Source organism: Prevotella sp. PTAC (assembly GCF_013166535.1).
In the GTDB taxonomy this organism is placed as follows: domain Bacteria; phylum Bacteroidota; class Bacteroidia; order Bacteroidales; family Bacteroidaceae; genus Prevotella.
Map to the genome: position 1 here is coordinate 47,839 of NZ_JABKKK010000014.1, position 23,115 is coordinate 70,953.

Here is a 23,115-nt window from a genome sequence, read left to right on the forward strand (position 1 = left end):
TTACAACGCTTAGTTCGTGTATCCCTATTGTTTCCGGACGGTTCAGACACCGAGCTTTCCTCTCCATACCTGCCCCGTACCGCCGCAGACAATCCATATATTACCGTTCATATCCGTCACGGCGGCCACCGACGTGGCGGCATTGTCAATGCTTTCAGGCAGGGTATGCTTTTTGTTGGCTTTCCATGTGATGCCTCCGTCTCGGCTTTCATATATCGGCGAGAGAATGGTACCGCCGCCGTCTTCGACCGCTTTCAGTCCCACGGCATACTGATTGCCGCCGAACCCGAACAGACAAAGACTCTTCATTGCCGGCAACGGATAGCGGTAAGAGTCGTCCTTACCGATATTCACCCACTTGCCCGGCATGCTTCCCGCACCGTACTCAACGATCTTTCTCCATACCATAGGGTTGGCATCCGTCTCATTGCGGGTCACGGCCATCACGGCATAGTCTGTATTATCGTTGTATTTGAATGCCGAACAGTCGTAGCTCACCGCATATGCGGGCAACATGACCTTGTCGGCGGCATTGTCAGCCTCAGCCCTATCGGCCGCCCACGTGCGTCCGCCGTCTGTAGAGACAGCCGGTTCGCCGGTTGCATAGATGGCGTGCAACTCTGTCGTGCCGCATCCAACGAGACGCGCCAGACCGGTAGATGCGGCCAGGTCGGCAAACGATTGTCCGCCGTCTGCCGATACTTTCACCGTCTCCCCATCGAGAATGAACAGCGAATCGTTTCTCACCGTCACATTATTATATATATCCGCTCCGAGAGTGACATTTCTTTGCGTCCACACGCTGCCGTCCGTTATGTCGCAAGCATATACCGACGTGTTTGTCCCGTCGCTTCCAAAAGCATATACAGCATTGCCGTCGGCGAGAATCCTCACGCCTTTCATGCTTTTGAAATATTCGCAATCGGGCAATCTGCTCCATTTCGACACGCCCGTTTCCTCCTGCCTCACGTTGACGGTTATGCGGTATCTGCGTGACGAACTGTTGTCCGACGCATGTACCTGCACATATCTCGGCACCCTGAAATCGGTCGAGTCAGTGGTTGAGAAATACTTCACCGAGTCGTTCAGCACATTCTCAATGAGCACATATCCGTTGTTTTTCGTGTAATATGCACAGAGAAGTTTCTCCGCGTCAGTGCCCAACGGCAACGAGTCCACATTGTATATCTCGCCACGCTGGTGGTCTATGCTGAACGGAAACCTGCTAACCGTCTCGTCCGTGATGATAAAGGTGGAGTCCTCTCCTTTTGAAGAGAGGGTATGTCTTGTTATTTTTGCGCTTGTTATATGAAACCCTGTGATGGCTGTATCGTCATAGAGTGTTACGCTGACTTCATCTTCGTTCATACATGAAGGCAGGATAAATGCCGCCGACAAGAGCAGGCATAGAGTACTGATGTACTTTCTCATCAATGTTTTAATTTTAATTTTTAGCTGCAAATTTAATCACAATTCCGCAAATAGCCGCATTTTTAATTGTTTTATTAAGTAAAATATGTGATAATGCGCCTTATTTTAAGTTCTGTTAGTTTAAAAGGAATGAAAGTAGCATAAAAAAGAGTGCGGTATGACTCACTCACTCCGCACTCCTTCGTAACGTCTTCCGGCACCGATCGCAAGCATCACTTGCGACACCGCAATAGCGGTTTCATGCCTTCAAGTCCGTTGTCTGAAAATCTAATAACATAATCTTTACCTTAAAAATCTATTAACTACTAACCTAATGAATAACAATGTATTCTCACGAACACGATGCAAAGTTAGCTATTTCTGTGTTCGCACACAAATATTTTCACCTCGTTTATTTTATATTCACTTTTATTTTTGATATAAGTCAAAATTCAATGTTTTTAGAGTGCTGCATCAACATGTTTTATAACGTATGCGCTACAATTAACCCATAAACACATTGATATATAATACTATATATAAAACCGCATTAAAAGAAAGGCCGTTACAAAAGAATTTCACGTTAATCATACACAAAAAAAATGAAGAAACTTTGATATTCTATTGACTTCTAACCACCTGACAGCCATTTGATGATTGCGAACAACACAGGTTAAGGCGGCAGTCATACATGGTATCGTTACCGACAGAATATACCTGGCAACACAAGCAAACCACATGGTTAAACATAGTCCCATACTGTATAACAAGAAAACAAATTGCCTTAGATCAGTACATGCACCGGCATAAAAGGCAACAACATGCCGTTTTAAACAAAATCTCCCGCAGGGACAGCTTACCCTGCGGGAGATTTTACCTATATAAATATTCAAATTTTACTTCTTACAGCTACGGACCTGCCGCAACGAGTGCCTTGCCGGCCTCGTTGCCCGCGACTTCACGAAGTTCTTCTGGAAGCGTGCTTACCAAGTTCAATACCATACCTGTCTGTTGTCACGATATTCAAATATACGCTCCTCATGTCCTTTTGTCCTGTCTTTTAACAATAACAAGGCACCTGACGGTATTCCGTCAAAGACAAGGTGATTGCACTTTGCCACTTCACGCCCCGCAAGACGCCATCCTATATCAAAATAATACAGTTCGTATAAATGTCCTGGCTCAACATTGTTCGTATCAGACTTTGGAGTAAATCTTATCCTTGTCACGATATGCTTTCAAGATCATTATAACATAAAAAGCAGAGAACAGGAATACTCCGGCCACACCACCCTCTACGGCCTGCTCTATATAGTCATTATATGCCATCGAGACAAACGAAGCATTATGACATTCTTCAAGCGACTGCTCCCCTGAAGCGAAATGCTTTGCCTGCCGTAAATTATAGTTGCGTTCAAAAAGGCCGTATCCATAGCCCTGAGGGTGCTCATATATCATCTGCACAGAAAGTTTCCATATAAGCATACGGCCATCAGCAGAGTCTTTTTTGAGTTTATACGCAAACACCGCTCCTGTGGTAATTAAACAAACGGCCACAATACATGCAGTTATCTTCCTGCCGATACTTAGCTGCATGACACGCTGTCGCAGACACTCAGACATAAAGCCATATACCGCAACCATTACCATGAAACCTATCCACGCCGTACGGCAACGGAGAGCTAACAGCAAGCCAATGACGACCAATCCTAATGCAGCGTACAGGATGCGCCCTCTCCTTTCAGACATTCTGCCATAAATAAGAGGTAACACGCCTACCATATACATTGCCGTGATATTTGGATTTTCATTAGATCCCGTTATTTGGAAATAGTCCGACAACGGATCTATCAATCCTAATTTTTGCCCCGCAACAAAGATGATATGAATACAAGCGATAAGCAAAAGTCCGTTGCCTACTTGACGAAAGGAATTTAATCCTATACGCAAAAGTCCCGACATCGCAAGGAAGAAGACAATGCCGGATAACATATAATACATGCGATATGTCTCGGCAGGGACGAAAAGTCCGTATATAACAATATATATTCCCCATATCGTCATAAACACACTCATCAGTGTAACGGTGGTTTTTCTCACACATATCATCATAGAACAAATCGCAAGAAACAAAGAACAGAGGGAAAATGCAAGCGATTTTGATAAAGACGGATACACAAAAAGATGAGTGTCCACAGTACATAGAACACACAGCAAAGTAAAAACTATTGCTGACATATTACTCATTACATTATGAACATTCATCTTTTTGCTTAGAGTATTATTTATTGGTATAATAAATCATGCCGTTCTTAATTTCCAATTCTGCAACTTCAGCTTCATTGTAAGGTATGTTGTCGTCATGATATTCAACAGTATTTAGCTGTAACTTTAGTTTCACAACATTACCTATTGTTTCCATATCATTTATATATCCCTCTTTATTGTATACCAAAGTGGCCTTACCATTACGAAGAATGACAATCGTTGTGAATGGCGGCTGACTGCCTATTGTTATACCGGTAAACACCAATGCCTTGCAATCAGAAGAAAGGTTGAATTCTTTAAAAGGTGTATTAGGACTTTTAATATAATCTTTTGCCAAATAAAAATAATTCCACCCGTCATCATATCTCATTTCAAAAACAGATCTACCGTTACACAATATCTCTATCACATGATAATCTCCCGGTTCATTTTCCCAACCTTCATATCCTTTCAACTTGACAGAATATTTAAAAGAAGACATAGGCAGGGATACTTCTTTTATCAAAGGACATGAAGCCGTCTTGTTCGGATTTGTATCAATCGGATCCAAGAAAGCCGACTTCGCTTTGATCGTTCCATCTTCCCCGTATGAGAAGACCGATGTCTGCGCATACGACAAAATTCCGAAAACGACACTAATTGTTAATATTAATAATCGTTTCATAATTAATTTGTTTTACTTATATAGTATAATAAGTATACTTTATTAATTCTTCATATAATATATTTTGCCGTCTCCAAACGACAATGTTGCCAAATCCTCTTTTTCATACGGCTTGTTATTTTCATCATATTCAATGGTGTTAAGTCTTAATATAAATCTTGTTTCTTTACCTGCTGTTTGTATATCTTTCATAAACGCCGGCTTATTATACACAATTTCCGCTTTTCGATCCCTGAGAACAATAACCGTTATAAATGGTGGCTGACTTGCTATACTGACTCCGACAAAAACCAAAGCCATACAAGATGATGACAGATTCACGGCATAAAATGACTTATTAGGCGTATTAACAGCTTCATTCTCACAATAAAAGTAGTCCCAACCTTCATCATAAGTGAACTGTGATTTATAACTTCCTGAACTGATATCTATCACATTATAGTCGCCGGTCTCATCTTCCCATCCTTTATATCTGAGCACATTTACAGTATAAGTCAAACCGTATTGAGTTACCGATTCCGTATGTTTCAATGTGTATGGAGTAATATCCGCTCGAGATAAATTATCAAAAGACTCTACATTGTTTGTCACTGCAATTATACTATTTTCATTATATATCAATGTCTTACTATTCTGTGAATAAGATGTGACACTGACAAAAAGAATAACAAATAAAAAAACTTGTTTCATGATTGATGATATTATTTATATAAAAAGAACTTAACTCCACTTATTTTTTCCCTTGCAAAACTGTTGCTTAATTTTTGGGAACTTGATCTCATATTATAACCTGTATCCATTGTATTAGGAACTTTTTTACCCCAATTTTCACTATAACGTTCTGTTCCCGGAACAATGACAACAACATGACCAGAACCACCAGATGGGTTTATCCACCCCGCCACAACAAAATAGCCCTGATTTGCATATCCTTGAGCTTGTGACATTGCTATTTCCTGCCACAAAGAAGGATTATTCATCCAATATTTTACCATACTGTTTGCATTGCAATTCATGCCGGCCGGCAATTTACCAAATAGACTTTTAAAAGCTCTTCTCACTCCTTCGCTACATTGTGCATCCGTCCCCGGAATACTCTTGGCTACACTTTTAGCCATATTTGTTATCTGTGAAGCTGTCTTTTTATGGCTACTTGTTTGAGAAGAACCGCCGGTTGAACTTCCTCCCGAAGAGGAACCACCGCCTCCACCGGTCGAGCTGCCTCCACCGTCATGCCATCCATCTTCCCATTCATCACCTCCACCGGAATTATTACATTCATGCAATCCAGCTTCATCACAAGGAAAAGAATCGTCACAATGAGGACACGGCATGATACAAATTACTTGGTCACATGGATAATAAGATACATATTCTCCTATTTCCTCATCATCACAAATGTAGTAATCACCGCCCTCATTACCCATCCTTTGAGCAGAAGCCGTTGACATTCCAACTTCTATTTGTCCGTCTTTGAAAACAGGCAACAAATTTAATAAAAGTATTAAAAATAATATATACTTTTTCATTTTATTCAGTTCTTCTTCACAACAACAGTTCTATAATGACAGGTTCCGGCTGTTACATGAAGCACATACACCCCCTCAGGTATAGAGGGTGCCACCGTAAACGAATGCTTGCCAGGCTGTAACGCGCCAAGAGTCGCTGCAAATACCGGCATACCAGACTGGCTATAAAGAGTTATAGAACCGGATTCAACAGATTCTGACAAATCTAAACCAAGTGTTACATTTCCTGAGAAAGGATTCGGCCATGCGTAGAGCCGTGTATCGTCTTTAGCAATTTCGTTTGCTATATCTCCATCAGAATAATCTTTTTGCAGACATATATACATCGGCCGTTGCGGTTCCTGCTCGGAAACAGAATAGAGCCTGATACTTCCTGTCACGGAATTTTCTCCTACATTTACATCCGCACTCTCAAATCTATAAAGCACAGAGTCCTTTGTCATATACCTGTCTGTCTGCCGCGTCATGCCGCTGAGAAACTCTATACGCCCGTTTTCCGATACCGACGCCCGGAAAGCGACAGTGTCTTTACCTTCACACCAATATCCATGAAGCCACCCGCCATTCATCTTCATATTCACAGATAGCGGTCGACGGTCAATCACATTTTGTCCGCTCCAATCATAAACCACAAGAACACCCTGATAGTTACCTGCAAGCGACGATGTATCCACTGCCGCCGGGGCTATTCCCGGCATTGTTTCCGGTACTTCCATCGACTGTTCGACAATGACAACCATGTCATTTATGCTGTTTTCCGGATTTACTCTTTTCAGTTCTTCCACCGCGTCACGATAATTAAACATTGCCGCACGGTCAAGATAGAACATGGCACGTTCCTCGTCACGCTCAACTCCATAACCATTACGGTAGCACAATCCAAGCATATAAAGACACGGAGCATGGTCTTTGTCGGCACCACGCCTGAACAAGTCTATGGCCTGCTTGTAGTCCTGGGCACATCCCAGGCCTTTATACAGCATGTAACCCTTATCGTATAGCGCCATCACCGAACCTGCATCCACGGCTTTGGAGAAATATCCGTAAGACCGTGTGAAATCCTGCCTCACTCCGCCACGTGAATACTTATACATCATTCCTAAATTATGAAGAGCGATCGTTGAACCATGTTCTCCGGCACGTTCAAGCCACATCGTGGCCGCCGTCGTGTCTCGTTCTGTACCGATACCGTTCATATAAACTATTCCAAGAGCATTCATCGCATATATATTGGAATCCTGTTCTGCCGCAATGCGGAGAATATTTACAGCCTCCGCCTTGTTGCCCGCGCCATCCATTCCTTTAAGCACTTCGACAGCCTTTATCACTTTATCATCTGCCGCCGCATTGCATACCGCCACGACAAACAGCAGCACGGACGCTACGGTCATGACTTTTCCTATAAAGTACTTCATAATTATTCCGGTTATATCATAGTCGCTACCATACGAGTCCCTTTGTCTCTTCGCTCTCGGATTTCTTCGCTTCACGCTCCTTTCTTGCCAGGGCATAATACATCTTCACCGCTTTCGGCATCTGCTTGTCGTTTTCCGCCAATCTTTTCTTCCGTTCAGTCGAAAAATTCTTATATACGCTCTTTATTTTCTCTTGTTCCATATAGAACATATACATGCGGGCACAGTCTGACACACTGTCAAGCTCTTCCGTCAATCCGGCGTCCCGCAACTTCTTCCATGACTCTTTCATACGTTTCGTCACTACGGAAGCGTTTTTCTGTATCAGGAAACTGTTGAACATCTTTTTCCCGAGCGTATTCCGCATTACGGCCATTTCCTCGTCCCAGACATCAGCCTTGCGGTCTTTACGCATCTTATGGCACATTTCAACCGCATGCTTCATCAAGTATTCATACTGTGCGTCATCAAGCCTGAATGCCTTGCGCCTGCGCAACAGAAACGTAATGTTTTCTCCCGACATCTTGTTATAAGGAATCAATATCTCGTCTACATGATACTGATATACACTGTCGACAGACAATTTGGCTTGTGCCCTTAATCGCGGCGACGATGGATAGATATAGTCGTAGACCGCTTTCCGCCGTTCTCTTTCCACAAGCATGGAGGCCAATTTCTCACTTTGGCTTTTAGGAACATTGTATTTCATGCACAGCTCCGCATGTGCGTCCTCACCGGCAATCCTTGAACGGGATATTATCTCGTTCTCATGTTCTTCAAAAACCTTGCGCTCACTGTCGGTAAACTCATTCTGTGCGTATGCCCCCAAAGTCACAATGACTGTCAGCACGCACGACAAGACTCTTTTTCCCATCATCTTTTTAGTTAATTGTTTTTCATTAATTATCGCCCTATATCTTGCCGTCATCACTTTTTATCAGGACAAGACATGACAAGGCGTCTCTTTCCGTAAGCATAATGGATAATACCAAGAAAGTTTCTCACAATATTTCATGATTATGCCGATTTCCGCCGCAAATATAATAAAAAGAACTTACAAATCCAAATTCCGGCAGCCTTTTATACAAAATGGCGGTAAGGAGTCACAAGAAATCCTACAGGTGATTTGCCAAGCCAAATTTCCAGACAAACTTCCGAAAATCCCATAATGACAGGGGAGGCGCCTTTTTATAAAAACTCCATCACAACAAAAAAATCTCCCGCAGGGACAGCTTGCCCTGCGGGAGATTTTACTTATATAAACATTCAAATTTTGCCTCTTACAGCTGCGGACCTGCCGCCACGAGCGCCTTGCCGGCCTCGTTGCCTGTGTACTTCACGAAGTTCTTCTGGAAGCGTGCGGCCAGGTCTTCGGCTTTCTTCTGCCACTCGGAAGCGTCGGCGTAAGTGTCGCGCGGGTCGAGGATGCCTGTGTCAACACCTTCAAGCTCTGTGGGAACGGCGAAGTTGAACACAGGGATATTCTTTGTGGGAGCGTTCAGGATAGCGCCACCGAGTATTCCATCGATGATACCGCGTGTGTCACGGATTGAGATGCGCTTGCCCGTTCCGTTCCAACCGGTATTCACCAAGTAAGCCTTCGCGCCGCTCTTCTCCATCTTCTTCACCAGCTCCTCCGCATACTTTGTGGGGTGCAGCTCAAGGAATGCCTGGCCGAAGCAGGCAGAGAATGTTGGTGTAGGCTCGGTGATGCCGCGCTCGGTACCTGCGAGCTTTGCCGTGAAGCCGGAGAGGAAGTAGTACTTCGTCTGCTCCGGAGTCAGGATAGACACGGGAGGAAGCACTCCGAACGCGTCGGCAGAGAGGAATATCACGTTCTTGGCCGCGGGAGCCGCGCTCTTCGGGCGAACGATGTTGTTGATGTGGTCGATAGGATAAGACACACGTGTGTTCTCTGTGGTGCTCTTGTCGGCGAAGTCGATCTTGCCGTCCTCAGCCACAGTCACGTTCTCCAACAGCGCGTTGCGCTTGATGGCGTTGAAGATATCCGGCTCGCTCTCCTTGTCGAGGTTGATGACCTTGGCGTAGCATCCGCCCTCGAAGTTGAACACACCGTTGTCGTCCCATCCGTGCTCGTCGTCGCCGATGAGCAGACGCTTCGGATCGGTAGACAGAGTTGTCTTGCCTGTACCCGACAGACCGAAGAACACTGCCGTGTTCTCGCCGTTGAGGTCAGTATTGGCAGAGCAGTGCATCGAAGCCATGCCCTTGAGAGGCAGATAGTAGTTCATCATCGAGAACATACCCTTCTTCATCTCACCGCCATACCATGTGTTGATGATTACCTGCTCGCGGCTTGTCACGTTGAACACAACGGCTGTCTCTGAGTTGAGGCCCAGCTCCTTGTAGTTCTCAACCTTGGCCTTAGACGCGTTGTATACGATAAAGTCAGGTTCGAATGTCTCAAGCTCCTCGTCTGTCGGACGGATGAACATGTTTTTCACGAAGTGTGCCTGCCATGCCACCTCTACGATGAAACGAACGGCCATACGTGTGTCGACGTTCGCGCCGCAGAAACCGTCCACAACAAACAGGCGCTTGCCTGACAGTTCTTTCTTTGCTATTTCCTTAACGGCAGCCCATGCCTCGGGAGAAGCGGGATGGTTGTCGTTCTTGTATTCGTCGGATGTCCACCATACAGTGTCCTTTGAGTTTTCGTCCATCACGATAAACTTGTCCTTCGGTGAGCGGCCGGTATAGATACCGGTCATCACGTTGACAGCGCCCAGCTCTGTCTCCTGACCTTTCTCAAAGCCTGTGAGGCCTTCTTTCGTCTCTTCCTCGAACAGTGTCTCATACGAGGGGTTGTACACTACCTCAGTGGTACCTGTGATACCGTACTTCTCTAAAACTGACTTATCAAACTTTGCCATTTTAATAAATTTATTGTGTTAATTGATTATCCTTAATAATTGATTAAACCGCCGCAAAGTTACTAAAAAATAATATCAGTCCAAAATGTTTGCGCGCACAAAATGCCGGCGCATTATTTTTTTTAGGTTAAAGTATCGAAAAACGCTGACGCCGTGCCGGTTTTGTAAGTCTGACTTTGCAAAAGACAGATTGCCGCGACCGGGCATACGCTATTAGGACTCACGGCCGGAAAACGGCCGGAAACACCATGATTGTAAATTAAAAATCAAGCGAATGACAATCCGGCATTTCTACATGCCTATGACGTAACCGAATAAAAAAAGCATAAAAACACTTGGATTTTTGATAGAAAACACAGCATGGCATCACCTAAAACAGCGGCGTCCGACCGTCGTATGCCACAATTTCGCATTAAGATGCCCGTCATCTTGCATTCGGTATCCCGTCGCGTCGCGTTTAGATGCCCGTTGCATTGCGTTTAGCGTCTAAATGGAACGCAACGGGATACCGAATGCAGCATGAAAAAAAGGCATTTACCGCCCATCCCGACACCCGCAAACGCAGCGGGGCGTCCGATGCCATGCACCGGACGCCCCGCCGAAATATGCCGTGACGGCGTGTCAGGCCGCCAATCCGCGCGTCATTACAGTATACCGCAACGATGCCGGAAGACTTCGCCACGTGCCGTTGTCAAAAATCACAGTCAATACCATCTGCATAAATATTTGCCTTTCGGTTGCCATCGTATAGTTTTTGCTTCTTATTTTGTAAATATTATTCACAAGCGCAATAATCAATCACCGCTTTCTTATTCACAAATATACCGTTTGCGAAGCGAAAATCCAAGCCCCGTCACGATACACTTCACGATACTCCGCCCTGTTTTCCGAACATCGCCATGAAACCGCACATCTCTTTTTTCCGTCTTTGACCTGCCGTGCGACGGACACGGCTGTTTCATTTAAGTTTTGATTTAGTGACACTATCCACCTGCGTCTGTATACTTCTTTCATATTTTTTTGGCTGTATACGCATTATTTTGTAATTTTGCAGCCCCAAATTGAATATTATTTTTATTTAAACAAAGCTCAAACTAATTTATGATTAAAAAGTATTTATCTTGTGTTGCGGCTACTTTGTCAATGGTCGCATGTACAAGCACCGACCTTATTGAGGAAAGCCTCGAATCTGGTACGGCAATTTGTTTCAACACGAATGTCACCCGTGCGTTAACTAATGACAACTTCAACAAATTCATGGTTTATGGCGGTTATACCCCAAAGGACGTTTCCGACTACCATACAGTATTCAGCGGAGTGGAAGTTTCGAAAGACGCTGATAATTGGGCGTATGACGGAGCTTCCAAATATTGGATAAAGGATGCAACCTACAAATTTTACGCATACAGCTGTGAGAATATAGCCTTGACCAAGGGAACTCCCGAATTCGCTACGACAGGGTCGGATGCGGGTACTTTCAAGATTACCGATTTCGTATGCAACAAAGACCACCAGCACGACCTGATTTATGCGGAATCCGGAGCCATTACCGGCAAGGAGACAGGTAATACGCCTGTTTCTTTCAGTTTCAAACATCTGCTTTCGCGCGTGAAGGCTTCGTTCAAAAGCGGATTTGACCCGGACTTCACCATTGAAATCTCAGAAGTAGAATTACACAATGTGTATGACAAGGCTGATTTCTCATCCAAATCAGGAGCATGGAGCAACCAATCACGTACAATAGAATACAATCTTGCAAGTAGCGAGTGGACCATGGTTCCTCTGAATATCGAAGGGACGGACAACGTGATTCAAGCCGAAATACCTGCCGGGGAAGGAACTGAAGCGGTCGCAGCCAAAACGCTCACTACCCAGCACGGATATGTACTTCCTGTTACCTATTCCTCAAATAATGTCACGTTGAGTTTCAAGGTTACAGTCAAACAAGGCTCCGATGTCATAAAGACCGATTACATAAAAGGTAACCTTAAACCCACATGGGCAGTCGGAACATCATATACGTATAACATCACGGTAAACGGCAGCGCCGCCGGAGTTCAAAAAATCGAATTCTCTGTTGATGCCACCAACGGTATTGTGGATTGGACAGAATCACCGGGAACAGACTTTAACGTAGGCAGCTAACCAAACAAAAGCGGCATTACCTAAAAGAAACGGGAACCTGACAAAATCGTCAGGTTCCCGTTTCTTTTATATACTTTCCCCTCCAATACCCCTATCAGGCATATTCCCTGTCATTGCTGCCCGCCTACCGGCAAATCTATCTCCTCGTTGTTGCCCCAGTCGTCAACATCCGCATCAAAGCCGGAGTCACTGGAACTCTCGTTGTCTTCAATACGCAATCCCGAAACATGGATTACGCCGCCACGAGGTTGGCCGGAAAGTTGGTCGGTGACATCAAACACGAATTCCTTGACTTTGCCGTTAACAAGTTTCACCTCCAGTTGCAGTGTGTGACGGGAGGAAGTACGCACAGCCGTACCGTTGCCCGGATAGCCCGGCACGCCGAATGAGGGAACCGAGGCACGGACATTATGTCCGACCAAATCACAGTCATACAGCAGCGTGGCACCGCCCTGGGGCGTGGCTCCATTATGCAGGAGGACCGTCTCCGCCATCCCCGCCAATGCGCCGCGCGCAAGGACAACCCGGTTGCCACCGTACTCGAATTCATAAGTGATTTCATAGTCATTCACCAGTTTTCTCATGTCGAAGGAGAGGTCGAGCTTTTCGTGGGAGCCAAGGTCGGGCAATGACTCTATATAGGCGGCATAGAGAATGTCAGGGGGATTGAGAGCTGGCTCGTCGGGATGCAACCTGCGGACACCGGCAGGAACGGAGCGGCCGGCGGGAGTGGAAGTGGCGTATGCGGTAGTGGGAAGTGAAAAACCAAAAAAACGAATATTCTCGGTATCATTGTTGTACACCAGTATGGACCGGGCTTTCCCGCTTCCGAAACCCACATTACCTCCTGTGGGCGAGATAAAGTTTTCGGTGGGCCGGTCCGAATCGTCACCATAGACCAACATGGTCACACCTTCGGGGAAAAACGGTTCCGAAGGAGATGTCCCGGGCCATTGGAAGCATACTTCCGCCTCGCCGAAGTGGTTGTAACAAAGCTCCTCCCTGCACGAAACAAACGCTGAAAGCAAGACCGGCAGGACAAAGGCCGGGAATAGCCGCCGGAATGGCAGAAGACATGTGGAATAGTGTTTCATTTTCTTTCTCCTTTCCCTTTTTTATTGCAATGCGCAGCCGTTCCCAGCAGCCAAACGAGCGACAGTTTTAATCTCAGCGGTCCATAAAAATTCATATTTTGTGTACGCACATACAAATGATGCCCTTCATAAGGGATATATTCCTTATAACGCGTCATCATCCAGCCTCCGCCGCCCTCAGCCTCAATGGCAAAGCGCCTGCCCACGGGCCACAGATAACCAAGGCTTACACCTGCAAGCACACCTTCGCCCCTGTATCCTTTCCTGCCATTCTCAAGGTCATACAGTCCTACTCCACCAAAAGCCCCCGCATACAATCCTTTCCGCAGGCTTCCTTCCCGAAACCAGCGGCGCACGGTAATGCCTACCACGGCCAGTTGGTAACATTTGTGTTCTTCCCGCTTTTTCCACCAGGCAACGCTACCCTCCAGTCCCATTGACCAACGGTTGTCAAGCCGCCACTCCAACTCGACGGACGGCAACAACGCCACAGCATAAAGCAGGTTGGTCTTCAGTGCCATCCGGTGTGCCGTACGCTCTCCGTCCTGGATATGGGGAAACATCATCCGGCTATTTATCCCTTCCACTTGCAGGGCAGGCTTTTCCGTCCGACAAAAGGTAGAGTCAATGATCGCAAATAGTTCATCATCTTCCGGGATATAATTACCGTTTCCCTTTTCCTGCTTCTTCAAATGAAGTTCAACGACCGCATAATGCAACTCTTCGAAAAAGTGCTCTCTTAACCACCGGTAAGTCTGTCCTCCCAGAAAGTCCATAAGGCTTTTCTTGCGGCTTCCGGAAACATTGCCCCGGGCATCATGTACCCATACCGGGGTGCGATCTATGATGTCAAGCGCTTCCCGGCGTCCCGGCACATGATGGTCGGAGGCGATCATACGCCTAAGCTTATCCCAGGCAATCCCGCACGGATAACTGTCAATCCGGTCCGCATCAATTCCGGCATTGGACATAATGTAGTCGGCGACAGCCTGGCAACGGTCGGCACTGAGCCGTAGATTGGCTGTACTCACCCCGTCGGGCGAGGTATATGCCCGTACAACCAACCGCTCAAGATTTCCGCTGACTCCGCATCTGCGCACTTCTCGGGCAAAAACAGACAACGCATTGCCGTTTGAGCCCGGTTGTATCCGGCTGCTTCCCGGCTGAAAAAGTATCCGCACGGAATCTGCAATTATCTGCGACATTGACATGTCCACCATGCAGGCGTTCAATAACAAGAAAACAAACAACCTTTTCATCGTTTTGGAATATAAACCGCAAAATTACTGAAATGGCAGCAATTACGCAAGGAATGAAGTTGTTATATCAGTCTTAATGTTAACATCGGATTGACATGCGGTTATATTTACACGTCAAAGTTAAGTGAAAAAAGCCGTTTGCGACGGATAAAATTATTACCTTTGCAGAAGATAGGCTTCGCCTCAGCAACAGGAAACAAGCTTTCGTTGCTGAGGCTTGTGCTATCCTTTGCGGTTAAATGGTCCGCGCGCCGGTGATTTGAAACACGTCTCATTACACCGGCACGCACTCTATTCGCACAACACGGTCCGCATTTAGGCAGTGTGGTACAATCCACTGCTGCCGTTGACGGGCATCGTCTAAAACACGGAACAACAATTTGACACAATGGAAATAATAGATTTCAGCAAGACAGACTCTGTCATAAACCGCTATATGGCGGAAATTCGTGACACCGACTATCAGCGGAACAGGCTGCTCTTCCGCAACAACATCACACGGATAGGCGAAATGATGGCCTACGAGATGAGCAAGACGCTCGACTATGAAGAGCGCAAGGTGACCACACCACTCGGCACGTCGACCGTAAGACTGCCGAAAGACGAGATGGTGATAGGTACGGTATTTAGAGCCGGACTGCCACTGCACACCGGGTTTCTCAACGTCTTCGATCACGCCGACAACGCTTTCGTAAGCGCATACCGCGACTACAAGGACGAGGCGCACACCGAGGTGGGCATACACGTAGAGTATCTCGCCACGCCGAGACTCGACGGCAAGACGCTCGTCATCGCCGACCCTATGCTGGCCACGGGAGGGAGCCTGGAACTGGGCTACCGGGCTTTCATCACCAAGGGAATGCCGCGGCGGATAGACATAGCCTGCGTGATAGCCACTCCGGAAGGCATCGACCACGTAAGAAAAACATTTCCGGAAGACAGGACGACGGTTTGGTGCGCCGCCATAGACGAGTGCCTCAACGAGCATAAATATATCGTGCCGGGCCTTGGAGATGCCGGCGACCTGTGTTTCGGCGGAAAAGAGTGACCCGCCCGGCCGCCCTACACGACGGAGCCGGCCGGCAGCAGCGACGAAGTTATCGTGTCATGTATAACTTCCTGACGGCTAAAAATATCTCTCTTCGGCCTTTCAGAATACCGAAGAGAGATATTTTTCCACTTCTTCCGTCTTTATTGTAGCGAGAGCGATGCGGCCTTTCGGGTCTACGACATACATCGTAGGTATCCATTTTATATTGTAGTCAGCCGATATCCCGGTCGCTTTCCAAGGCTTCAACTCACTGTGATGCACCCATTCCATGCCGTTGTCGCGCACGCATTTCATCCATGCTTCTTTCTTTTGGTCCACCGACACGCCGATGAACACCACCCCATCGGAATCGAACCTCTTGTGAAGCGCTTTCACGGCCGGTATCTCACGGCGGCAATCGCCGCACCACGAGGCCCAGAAGTCGAGCACCACGTATCGTCCCCGGAAGTCTTTCAAATGCATTCCGGCAAGCGTGTCGCCGTTCTCGATGACGAAATCGGGAGCCTCATCACCCACTTTCAGCAGGCCGACGGTATACTTGCCGTCATCCTGCACTTTCTCCTGTGCCTTCGTCGGTACCGTGCAACACAGCATCAGTGCCGCCAAAGTGATTATTCCTCTTGTCTTTATCATTTCCGTAAGTGTTTGGTCGTGTATATATCTGTTTCTGCAAAAGTACTAAAAAACACGGAAAGAGACAACATTGGGACTGTCAATGACTCACTGTTTAAAATAAATAATGTACTTTTGCATGTCCTTAATACGATAAAACATGGATATATCAGAACTATACAGCATATTCGCGGAGCATCCGGTAGTGACGACCGACAGCCGCGACTGCCCCGAAGGCTCTGTCTTCGTGGCCTTGAAAGGAGCGTCGTTCAACGGCAACAAGTTTGCGGCGGCGGCCTTGGAGAAAGGCTGTGCATGGGCTGTGGTGGACGAGGCCGAGCATGCCGGAGGCGAACACACCATACTCGTGGACGACTGCCTGAAAACACTCCAACAGCTCGCGCGGTATCATCGCCGCCGGCTGGGCACGCCGATAGTGGGAATAACCGGCACCAACGGAAAGACGACCACCAAGGAACTGACCGCCGCCGTGCTGGCACGGAAATACAACGTGCTATGCACGCAAGGCAACTTCAACAACGACATAGGCGTGCCGAAGACGCTGCTGCGCATCAACGCCGGCCATGACATCGCCGTGGTGGAGATGGGCGCGAGCCATCCGGGAGACATCAAGACGCTCGTGGACATCGTGGAGCCAGACTGCGGACTGATAACCAACGTAGGACGGGCGCATCTCCAGGGCTTCGGCTCGTTTGAGGGAGTGCTCCGCACAAAGGGGGAGCTGTATGACTTTCTGCGCACACGGAGCGACAGCGTGACGTTCGTGAATGCCGGCGACGAGCATCTGACGAGCATCACAGGCGGACTGACGCACATAATGAAATACGGCCGTGGCGACTGCGGCAGCAACAGAACGGGTGGCGGAGCGCTCGCGCCGGCGGCAGAAGGCGTCAGGATAGTTGGCGAGACGGTATGTTGCGACCCGTTCTTGAAGTTCCGCTGGTACGAGCGGGACGACGACGGACAGCCCGTGGACGGCATCCACGAGGTGCACACGAACCTGATAGGCTCATACAACCTCGACAACATGCTGGCGGCAATCGCCGTGGGACGGCATTTCGACGTGCCGTCGGCAGACATAAGCAAGGCTCTGTCGGCATATACTCCGAGCAACAACCGCTCGCAACTCACGGTGACAAAGAGCAACAGACTCATCGTTGACGCATACAACGCCAACCCCACGAGCATGGCGGCGGCAATAGACAACTTCAGCAATATGGAGGCCGAAGGCAAAATGGCAATCCTCGGTGACATGGGCGAGCTGGGAGAGGCAAGTGCCGCCGAACACGCCAAAATAGTGAGGCAGCTCGAAGATTGCGGCCTGAACGATGTCTGGCTCGTGGGAAGCGAGTTCGCCAAGACCGGATGCCGCTACCGTAAGTTCCAAAACGTGGACGAGGTGAAGGCCGAAATAACCGCAAACGGTCCCGAAAACCGCACAATCCTGATAAAGGGCAGCCACAGCACGGGGCTTTATATGCTTCCCGAAATACTGTGACTATAAGATTGCCACACTCTTTATACCCGACGGTTCACGGTGAGAAACAAGCCGGAGACAGGGTGAAAGCCAATCGAAAGGGTGGCGGTAAACGACACACAACCGACGGGAACATAAAAAAACGATTACGGAAACAATAAGCGGAAAAATCATAGCTCCATGACGGAAGAACTGGAAAGATACATACTCGACCACATCGACAAGGAGGGTGACTACCTATACAGCCTCTATCGGGCGACCAACATACACCTGCTGCGCGGCCGCATGGCAAGCGGACATCTGCAAGGGCGGTTACTCAGGATGCTCGTGAGGATGATAAGGCCGGCCAACATCCTCGAGGTGGGCACGTTCAGCGGGTACAGCGCTATATGTATGGCGGAAGGGCTCGAACCGGGCGGCAAAGTATATACATACGAAATAAACGACGAGCAGGAGGAGTTCACACGTCCGTGGATAGAAAACTCTCCCGTGGCCGACCGTATAGAGTTTATCATCGGCGATGCCAATACCGAGGCTCCGAAGCTCGGAATAACGTTCGACATGGCCTTCATAGACGGTGACAAGCGCACGTACCGACAGACTTACGAGACGGTGCTGGCACTGTTACGTCCAGGCGGTTTCATGCTTGCCGACAACACGCTGTGGGACGGGCATATCATTGACCGCGCTTACGACGGCGACAAGCAGACGCAAGGCATAGAGGATTTCAATGATCTCGTGGCGAAAGACAGCCGGGTGGAACGTGTCATCCTGCCTTTGCGCGACGGACTGACAATCATCAGGAAGAAGTAAGAAGGGTATTGAGGAGTTTAGGAGTAAGGAGAGAAGTCGTAAGTAGAATTGTTTATAAGTTAAGAAGGGAATAAGTTTATGAATTCTTATGAGCCAAAACAGAATTGTTTATAGACTGAGATAGAATGGTTTATGAGCAAACAATAAGTATTTATAAGCTAAAATAAGATTGTTTATAAGCTAAAATAGGATTATCCAGAAGTCAACATAGAATTGTTTATAAGCCAAGAAAGGAATTGTTTATGAGTAACCCCAATTGCATCGGGCCGTGATTTGAAACACAACAAATCACGGCCCGACGCAATTGGAGTAGCTTCCGGCAGGCGATGCCTGTGATAACTCCTTAACTTTAAGGCTATTCTACTTACTACTTCTCTCCTTACTCCTCAACTCCTCGATAATATTCCCAACTTCTTCTACTTGCTCACACAACCTCCCAAGTGTCGTTAGTGTCGAGAAGTTCCATGAAGTTATGATATTTCTTCAGGCTCTTCACCTCCTCTATCTGAGCCGTGACCGCCTCATCGTATGTTGGAGCGGCCACGTCTCGGATGACACCGAGAGCCACGGGATAGCCGTTTTCGTTGTCCATCATGGCCAGTTTGAGTTGCAGGGTATTGTCTTCGCAGTGTGCGTCGTGCACCAGAATGTCGTCCATCGTATACCCGTCTTTTCCTATCTCCACCACTTTAAGGCCGAAACCTTGCTGCACAAGGCCGTATTCGTTGCTCTCCCCGAATACCAACGGCTGGCCGTGACGCACATAAATGGCATTCTTCTTTCGACCCTCCTTGTTGTAAACGGTGTCATGACAACCGTTGTTGAATATCACGCAGTTCTGCAATATCTCGCATACCGAAGCGCCTTTGTGGCGGTATGCCGCTTTTAGTATCTCCACAGTCTCGGGAGCGTCGGTGGCAACGGCACGCGCAAAGAAATGCCCGCGCGCGCCGAAGCACAGCTCGGCAGGGCAGAACGGATCCTCAACCGTGCCATAAGGACTTGATTTTGACACGAAACCGCGCGGGCTGGTAGGCGAATACTGGCCTTTAGTCAGTCCGTAGATACGGTTGTTCAGCAATATCATATTAAGGTCGATGTTGCGTCGCATGGCATGTATGAAGTGATTACCGCCTATCGCCAGTCCGTCGCCGTCGCCGCTTATCTGCCATACCGTAAGGTCGGGATTGGCAACTTTGACTCCCGTGGCTATCGTGGCGGCACGTCCGTGCACCGTCTGCATGGCGTAAGTATTCACATAATATGGCAGACGGCTGGAACATCCGATACCCGAAATCACCGCCATATTATGCGGTGCCACTCCCACTTCGGCCATTGCCTTGTACAACGAGGCAAGGAAGAAATGGTCACCGCAACCCGGACACCATCTCGGCTGACCTTTTTTATAATCGTTTGGTGTAAACATCGTTTCTCAATTAATTGATTATCATATTTTAATCATATATACATTAACTCTTGGCAGAATGCCAGCAATGGCCCTTCATGAAAACCACCGGCACTCCCATACAGGGCTGTCAGTCTGTGAACATACGGCCAAACGCCTCCACAAGCTCGCTCACCACAAACGGCTGTCCCTTGACCTGGTTGAACTGTTCGGGCACAAATCCGTCTACCTTGGAGCGTAAGTATGCCGCAAGCTGCCCCATGTTCTGCTCTGCCACCACCACTTTCGGATAGCGTTTGAGCACTTCCGACGTGTTGGCGGGCAGCGGATTGATGTATTTAAACTGCGCAATGGCGGCCTTACGGCCTTTCGCACGCAACTCTTCCATTGCCGAGTATAGATGCCCGAACGTGCTGCCGAAGCCCACAATAAGCAGCTCGGCGTCATCCTTGTCTCCATACACTTGAAGATCGGGCACCGGAATACGGGCCACTTTCTCGGCTCTCAGCCTGCACATGGCATCGTGATTTTCCGGATCGGTACTGATGGCACCCGTGCGTCCGTCTTTTTCCAGTCCGCCGATGATATGCGTATAGCCTTCCTGTCCGGGCACGGCCCAGTATCTCACGAGTGTCTCCGGGTCGCGCTCGTATGGCGTATAGCTGCCTTTCTGCCCTGGAGTGACGCGATGGGGGGTTATATCAGGCAACTCATCCATCGTAGGCAGTTTCCATGCCGCCGAGCCGTTGGCTACGAACGCGTCCGTGAGCAGTATCACGGGAGTGAGGTGTTCGAGCGCTATCTTGGCCGCGGTGTATACCGAGTAGAAGCAATCCACCGGACTGGTGGCGGCTATCACCGGCATAGGACTTTCCCCGTTACGCCCGTACAGGGCCTGCAACAGGTCGGTCTGCTCGCTCTTTGTGGGCAGGCCTGTCGACGGGCCGCCTCGCTGTACATCAATAACCACGAGCGGAAGCTCGTCTATCACGGCGAGGTTTATCGCCTCGGATTTAAGGCATATACCCGGTCCCGATGTGGAGGTGGCGGCGAGCGCACCGGCGAACGAAGCCCCGATGGCAGTTGCGCAGCCCGATATCTCGTCCTCGCACTGCACCGTTATCACCCCGCACGACTTGTGCTTGGACAACTCATGCAGTATGTCCGTGGCCGGAGTAATGGGGTATGAACCGAGAAACAGTTTCATTCCGGCTTTCTCCGCCGCAGCTATCAGACCGTAGGCAGTGGCTTTGTTGCCCGTGATATCCATGTAACGGCCCTTCACCTTCTCCTTCGATTCGATGCGGTATGTGGCGGGCACGCTTGCATGCACGTTGTGTCCGTAGTCGTATCCCGCACGGACCACCTTTATATTGTTTTCCGCTATCTGCGGTTTCTTGGCAAACTTGTCTCTCAGAAATCCCGAAACGAGGTCAAGCTCGCGGTTGAACAGCCAGCAGACGAGACCGAGCGCGAACATATTCCGGCATTTGAGGATGCTCTTGTTGTCCATGCCGCTGCCCGAAAGACATTCTTTCACCATCGTGGTTATCGGGCAGGCCACCACACGGTCGGGGTCGATACCCATCTCGCCGAGATAATCTTCCGTGGCAAATTGTGCCTTTTCAAGGTCTTTAGCGCCGAAACTGTCCGTGTCGATGATTACCGTTGCCTGCGGCTTGGCAAACTTGTATTGTGTTTTCAGGGCAGCGGCGTTCATAGCCACGAGCACATCGCACATATCGCCGGGAGTGTAAACCTGTCCCGCTCCGATGTGAACCTGAAATCCCGACACTCCCGTGAGCGAGCCTTGCGGGGCACGTATGTCCGCCGGATAGTCCGGAAAGGTGGAGATTCCGTTGCCGACGGTTGCCGACACGGTGGAGAATATGTTTCCCGCGAGCTGCATTCCGTCGCCGGAGTCTCCCGAGAAGCGTACCACAACGTGGTCAAGCTCTTTCACTTCCAATTTTTCTGCCATGTTTTTTTATATTTGCTTTTGTTGTTAATCCGTATCACAATAAACAGCCACGGGACACGGCCTGCTGCCGGGTTCCGTTCTTACAGGATGCAAATATAGCAAAGATTATTGATATGGCAAGGCGTTTACAACCTTTTTTGCACCTTACTATATATAATATTAATATACCGCAAGTCAAACAAATTCATGCGCCATCTGTCAAAACGGTGTCATATTGAAAGGAAAACGAAGGTATGGCTATCACAATCTTCCTTCTTCGAGATAACTGTAATACCTCCCGTCGGTGACTATAAGATGGTCTGCCATGTGTATCCTCATCATGTCGCAGGCCTGTTTGAGGCTTTCCGTCAGCATGTCGTCCTGCCGGCTTGGCCTGGCGTTGCCGCTCGGATGGTTGTGGCACAGGGCCAAAACCGTGGCGTTACACATCAGCGCCTCCCTGATGATTACTCTCAGGTCAACGGCCGTCTCGCTCAGTCCGCCGTGGCTTATCCTCATTTTCCGTATCAGGTGAAAGCTACGGTTCATCAGCAATATCCACGCCTCCTCGGTATCGAGGTCTTGCATCAGCGGGTGCATGTGGTTGTATATAGCCGTTGCCGAGCGCAGATCGGGCCGCTCCTCAGCCTTTTCCAGTTGTCGGCGCTTGCCCAGTTCGCAAGCCGCGAGTATCGTCACGGCCTTTGCCGGCCCCACTCCGTTATATCCGGTAAGTTCTTTCACGCTCTTCTTGCCAAGCGTGTTCAGGTTGTTATTGCAGTCGGCCAGCACGCGCCTCATCAGCTCCACGGCACTCTCCCGTGCCGAGCCCGACCCTATCAGTATGGCCAGCAACTCGGCGCTTGACAGCGCCGCCGCTCCGAGACGCTCGAGCTTCTCTCTCGGCCGGTCTTCAATCGCCCAGCGATTTATGGACAGTTTACAGTTCGGAGGTATGGACGCGGAGGTATAACCACCATCATGCTTTTCTTCTCGCCTTGTGGAATTATAATCGTCACCGGCAAATACTTTTTCATTTATCATCCCGTTATATTGTTTCTCCATGGTATCCATACCTCCACTCATCACCCGAGATCC

At 48.4% G+C, this 23,115-nt stretch carries 20 protein-coding genes; 4 read left to right on the top strand and 16 right to left on the bottom strand.

Annotated elements, in window-relative coordinates:
- Positions 1–42 precede the first annotated feature (42 nt).
- The 10 genes from HPS53_RS11170 to HPS53_RS11215 form a co-directional block, all read right to left on the bottom strand.
- Positions 43–1,431, bottom strand: coding sequence for a DUF6242 domain-containing protein (locus HPS53_RS11170; protein ID WP_172206278.1), 1,389 nt, complete (start codon positions 1,429–1,431; stop codon positions 43–45).
- Positions 1,432–2,402: 971 nt separating this feature from the next.
- On the bottom strand, positions 2,403–2,639 hold the full coding sequence (locus HPS53_RS11175; protein ID WP_146078662.1) for a hypothetical protein: 237 nt from the start codon (positions 2,637–2,639) through the stop codon (positions 2,403–2,405).
- Positions 2,608–3,486 (bottom strand): O-antigen ligase, encoded by an 879-nt coding sequence (locus HPS53_RS11180; RefSeq protein ID WP_158249560.1) that lies wholly within the window; start codon positions 3,484–3,486, stop codon positions 2,608–2,610. Before HPS53_RS11180 ends, HPS53_RS11175 begins: the two co-directional genes overlap by 32 nt.
- Before the next feature lie 205 nt (positions 3,487–3,691).
- Positions 3,692–4,342, bottom strand: coding sequence for a hypothetical protein (locus HPS53_RS11185; protein WP_172206279.1), 651 nt, complete (start codon positions 4,340–4,342; stop codon positions 3,692–3,694).
- 42 nt (positions 4,343–4,384) lie between these two features.
- On the bottom strand, positions 4,385–5,032 hold the full coding sequence (locus HPS53_RS11190) for a hypothetical protein (RefSeq protein ID WP_104369169.1): 648 nt from the start codon (positions 5,030–5,032) through the stop codon (positions 4,385–4,387).
- 11 nt (positions 5,033–5,043) lie between these two features.
- The gene (locus HPS53_RS11195) at positions 5,044–5,871 is read right to left on the bottom strand and encodes a hypothetical protein (RefSeq protein ID WP_146078664.1); all 828 of its coding nucleotides are present in this window, start codon (positions 5,869–5,871) and stop codon (positions 5,044–5,046) included.
- A gap of 5 nt (positions 5,872–5,876) precedes the next feature.
- Positions 5,877–7,286, bottom strand: a complete 1,410-nt coding sequence (locus tag HPS53_RS11200; protein WP_172206280.1) for an SEL1-like repeat protein — start codon at positions 7,284–7,286, stop codon at positions 5,877–5,879.
- A gap of 25 nt (positions 7,287–7,311) precedes the next feature.
- On the bottom strand, positions 7,312–8,163 hold the full coding sequence (locus HPS53_RS11205) for a hypothetical protein (RefSeq protein WP_172206281.1): 852 nt from the start codon (positions 8,161–8,163) through the stop codon (positions 7,312–7,314).
- A gap of 403 nt (positions 8,164–8,566) precedes the next feature.
- Entirely contained in the window at positions 8,567–10,180 is a 1,614-nt protein-coding gene (gene pckA, locus HPS53_RS11210; RefSeq protein WP_172206282.1) for a phosphoenolpyruvate carboxykinase (ATP), read from the bottom strand.
- A gap of 813 nt (positions 10,181–10,993) precedes the next feature.
- A complete protein-coding gene (locus HPS53_RS11215) occupies positions 10,994–11,194 on the bottom strand; it encodes a hypothetical protein (RefSeq protein ID WP_172206283.1) in 201 nt (66 codons plus the stop codon).
- A gap of 87 nt (positions 11,195–11,281) precedes the next feature.
- Here HPS53_RS11215 and HPS53_RS11220 point away from each other — a divergent pair, with 87 nt between their 5' ends.
- On the top strand, positions 11,282–12,325 hold the full coding sequence (locus HPS53_RS11220) for a fimbrillin family protein (RefSeq protein WP_172206285.1): 1,044 nt from the start codon (positions 11,282–11,284) through the stop codon (positions 12,323–12,325).
- A 110-nt stretch (positions 12,326–12,435) separates the two neighbouring features.
- Here HPS53_RS11220 and HPS53_RS11225 read toward each other — a convergent pair whose 3' ends face one another.
- Together HPS53_RS11225 and HPS53_RS11230 are read right to left on the bottom strand one after the other, a co-directional pair.
- Entirely contained in the window at positions 12,436–13,419 is a 984-nt protein-coding gene (locus HPS53_RS11225) for a DUF5119 domain-containing protein (protein ID WP_172206287.1), read from the bottom strand.
- Positions 13,416–14,678: a DUF3575 domain-containing protein gene (locus tag HPS53_RS11230; protein ID WP_172206289.1), complete on the bottom strand. Its 1,263-nt coding sequence runs from the start codon at positions 14,676–14,678 to the stop codon at positions 13,416–13,418. Before HPS53_RS11230 ends, HPS53_RS11225 begins: the two co-directional genes overlap by 4 nt.
- Before the next feature lie 388 nt (positions 14,679–15,066).
- On the opposite strand from HPS53_RS11230, the gene upp reads away from it, so the two are divergent.
- Positions 15,067–15,726 (top strand): uracil phosphoribosyltransferase, encoded by a 660-nt coding sequence (gene upp, locus HPS53_RS11235; protein ID WP_172206291.1) that lies wholly within the window; start codon positions 15,067–15,069, stop codon positions 15,724–15,726.
- A 102-nt stretch (positions 15,727–15,828) separates the two neighbouring features.
- Here the strand turns inward: upp and HPS53_RS11240 are convergent, their stop codons facing one another.
- Complete coding sequence (locus HPS53_RS11240; RefSeq protein WP_172206293.1) at positions 15,829–16,362, bottom strand: TlpA disulfide reductase family protein; 534 nt, start codon at positions 16,360–16,362, stop codon at positions 15,829–15,831.
- A gap of 139 nt (positions 16,363–16,501) precedes the next feature.
- Between HPS53_RS11240 and murF the strand changes: the two genes are divergently transcribed.
- A complete protein-coding gene (gene murF, locus HPS53_RS11245) occupies positions 16,502–17,860 on the top strand; it encodes a UDP-N-acetylmuramoyl-tripeptide--D-alanyl-D-alanine ligase (RefSeq protein ID WP_172206294.1) in 1,359 nt (452 codons plus the stop codon).
- Positions 17,861–18,019: 159 nt separating this feature from the next.
- Positions 18,020–18,652, top strand: coding sequence for an O-methyltransferase (locus HPS53_RS11250; protein ID WP_172206295.1), 633 nt, complete (start codon positions 18,020–18,022; stop codon positions 18,650–18,652).
- 424 nt (positions 18,653–19,076) lie between these two features.
- On the opposite strand, the gene HPS53_RS11255 is transcribed toward HPS53_RS11250, so the two are convergent.
- The 3 genes from HPS53_RS11255 to radC all read right to left on the bottom strand — a co-directional run bounded on the left by HPS53_RS11255 (position 19,077) and on the right by radC (position 23,061).
- A complete protein-coding gene (locus HPS53_RS11255) occupies positions 19,077–20,078 on the bottom strand; it encodes a 2-oxoacid:ferredoxin oxidoreductase subunit beta (protein WP_104369440.1) in 1,002 nt (333 codons plus the stop codon).
- 109 nt (positions 20,079–20,187) lie between these two features.
- Entirely contained in the window at positions 20,188–22,038 is a 1,851-nt protein-coding gene (locus tag HPS53_RS11260; RefSeq protein ID WP_172206296.1) for a 2-oxoacid:acceptor oxidoreductase subunit alpha, read from the bottom strand.
- Between the two features lie 240 nt (positions 22,039–22,278).
- Positions 22,279–23,061, bottom strand: a complete 783-nt coding sequence (gene radC, locus HPS53_RS11265) for a DNA repair protein RadC (RefSeq protein WP_104368430.1) — start codon at positions 23,059–23,061, stop codon at positions 22,279–22,281.
- Positions 23,062–23,115 lie beyond the last annotated feature (54 nt).

Coding starts and splice junctions, on each gene's coding strand:
- HPS53_RS11180 (WP_158249560.1), bottom strand. CDS start 3,486: ATGAGTGTGTTTATGACGATATGGGGAATATATATTGTTATATACGGA.
- murF (WP_172206294.1), top strand. CDS start 16,502: ATGGATATATCAGAACTATACAGCATATTCGCGGAGCATCCGGTAGTG.
- HPS53_RS11255 (WP_104369440.1), bottom strand. CDS start 20,078: ATGTTTACACCAAACGATTATAAAAAAGGTCAGCCGAGATGGTGTCCG.
- HPS53_RS11260 (WP_172206296.1), bottom strand. CDS start 22,038: ATGGCAGAAAAATTGGAAGTGAAAGAGCTTGACCACGTTGTGGTACGC.
- HPS53_RS11170 (WP_172206278.1), bottom strand. CDS start 1,431: ATGAGAAAGTACATCAGTACTCTATGCCTGCTCTTGTCGGCGGCATTT.
- HPS53_RS11250 (WP_172206295.1), top strand. CDS start 18,020: ATGACGGAAGAACTGGAAAGATACATACTCGACCACATCGACAAGGAG.
- HPS53_RS11205 (WP_172206281.1), bottom strand. CDS start 8,163: ATGATGGGAAAAAGAGTCTTGTCGTGCGTGCTGACAGTCATTGTGACT.
- HPS53_RS11240 (WP_172206293.1), bottom strand. CDS start 16,362: ATGATAAAGACAAGAGGAATAATCACTTTGGCGGCACTGATGCTGTGT.
- HPS53_RS11220 (WP_172206285.1), top strand. CDS start 11,282: ATGATTAAAAAGTATTTATCTTGTGTTGCGGCTACTTTGTCAATGGTC.
- HPS53_RS11190 (WP_104369169.1), bottom strand. CDS start 5,032: ATGAAACAAGTTTTTTTATTTGTTATTCTTTTTGTCAGTGTCACATCT.
- HPS53_RS11195 (WP_146078664.1), bottom strand. CDS start 5,871: ATGAAAAAGTATATATTATTTTTAATACTTTTATTAAATTTGTTGCCT.
- HPS53_RS11230 (WP_172206289.1), bottom strand. CDS start 14,678: ATGAAAAGGTTGTTTGTTTTCTTGTTATTGAACGCCTGCATGGTGGAC.
- pckA (WP_172206282.1), bottom strand. CDS start 10,180: ATGGCAAAGTTTGATAAGTCAGTTTTAGAGAAGTACGGTATCACAGGT.
- upp (WP_172206291.1), top strand. CDS start 15,067: ATGGAAATAATAGATTTCAGCAAGACAGACTCTGTCATAAACCGCTAT.
- HPS53_RS11200 (WP_172206280.1), bottom strand. CDS start 7,286: ATGAAGTACTTTATAGGAAAAGTCATGACCGTAGCGTCCGTGCTGCTG.
- HPS53_RS11185 (WP_172206279.1), bottom strand. CDS start 4,342: ATGAAACGATTATTAATATTAACAATTAGTGTCGTTTTCGGAATTTTG.
- radC (WP_104368430.1), bottom strand. CDS start 23,061: ATGATAAATGAAAAAGTATTTGCCGGTGACGATTATAATTCCACAAGG.
- HPS53_RS11215 (WP_172206283.1), bottom strand. CDS start 11,194: ATGAAAGAAGTATACAGACGCAGGTGGATAGTGTCACTAAATCAAAAC.
- HPS53_RS11225 (WP_172206287.1), bottom strand. CDS start 13,419: ATGAAACACTATTCCACATGTCTTCTGCCATTCCGGCGGCTATTCCCG.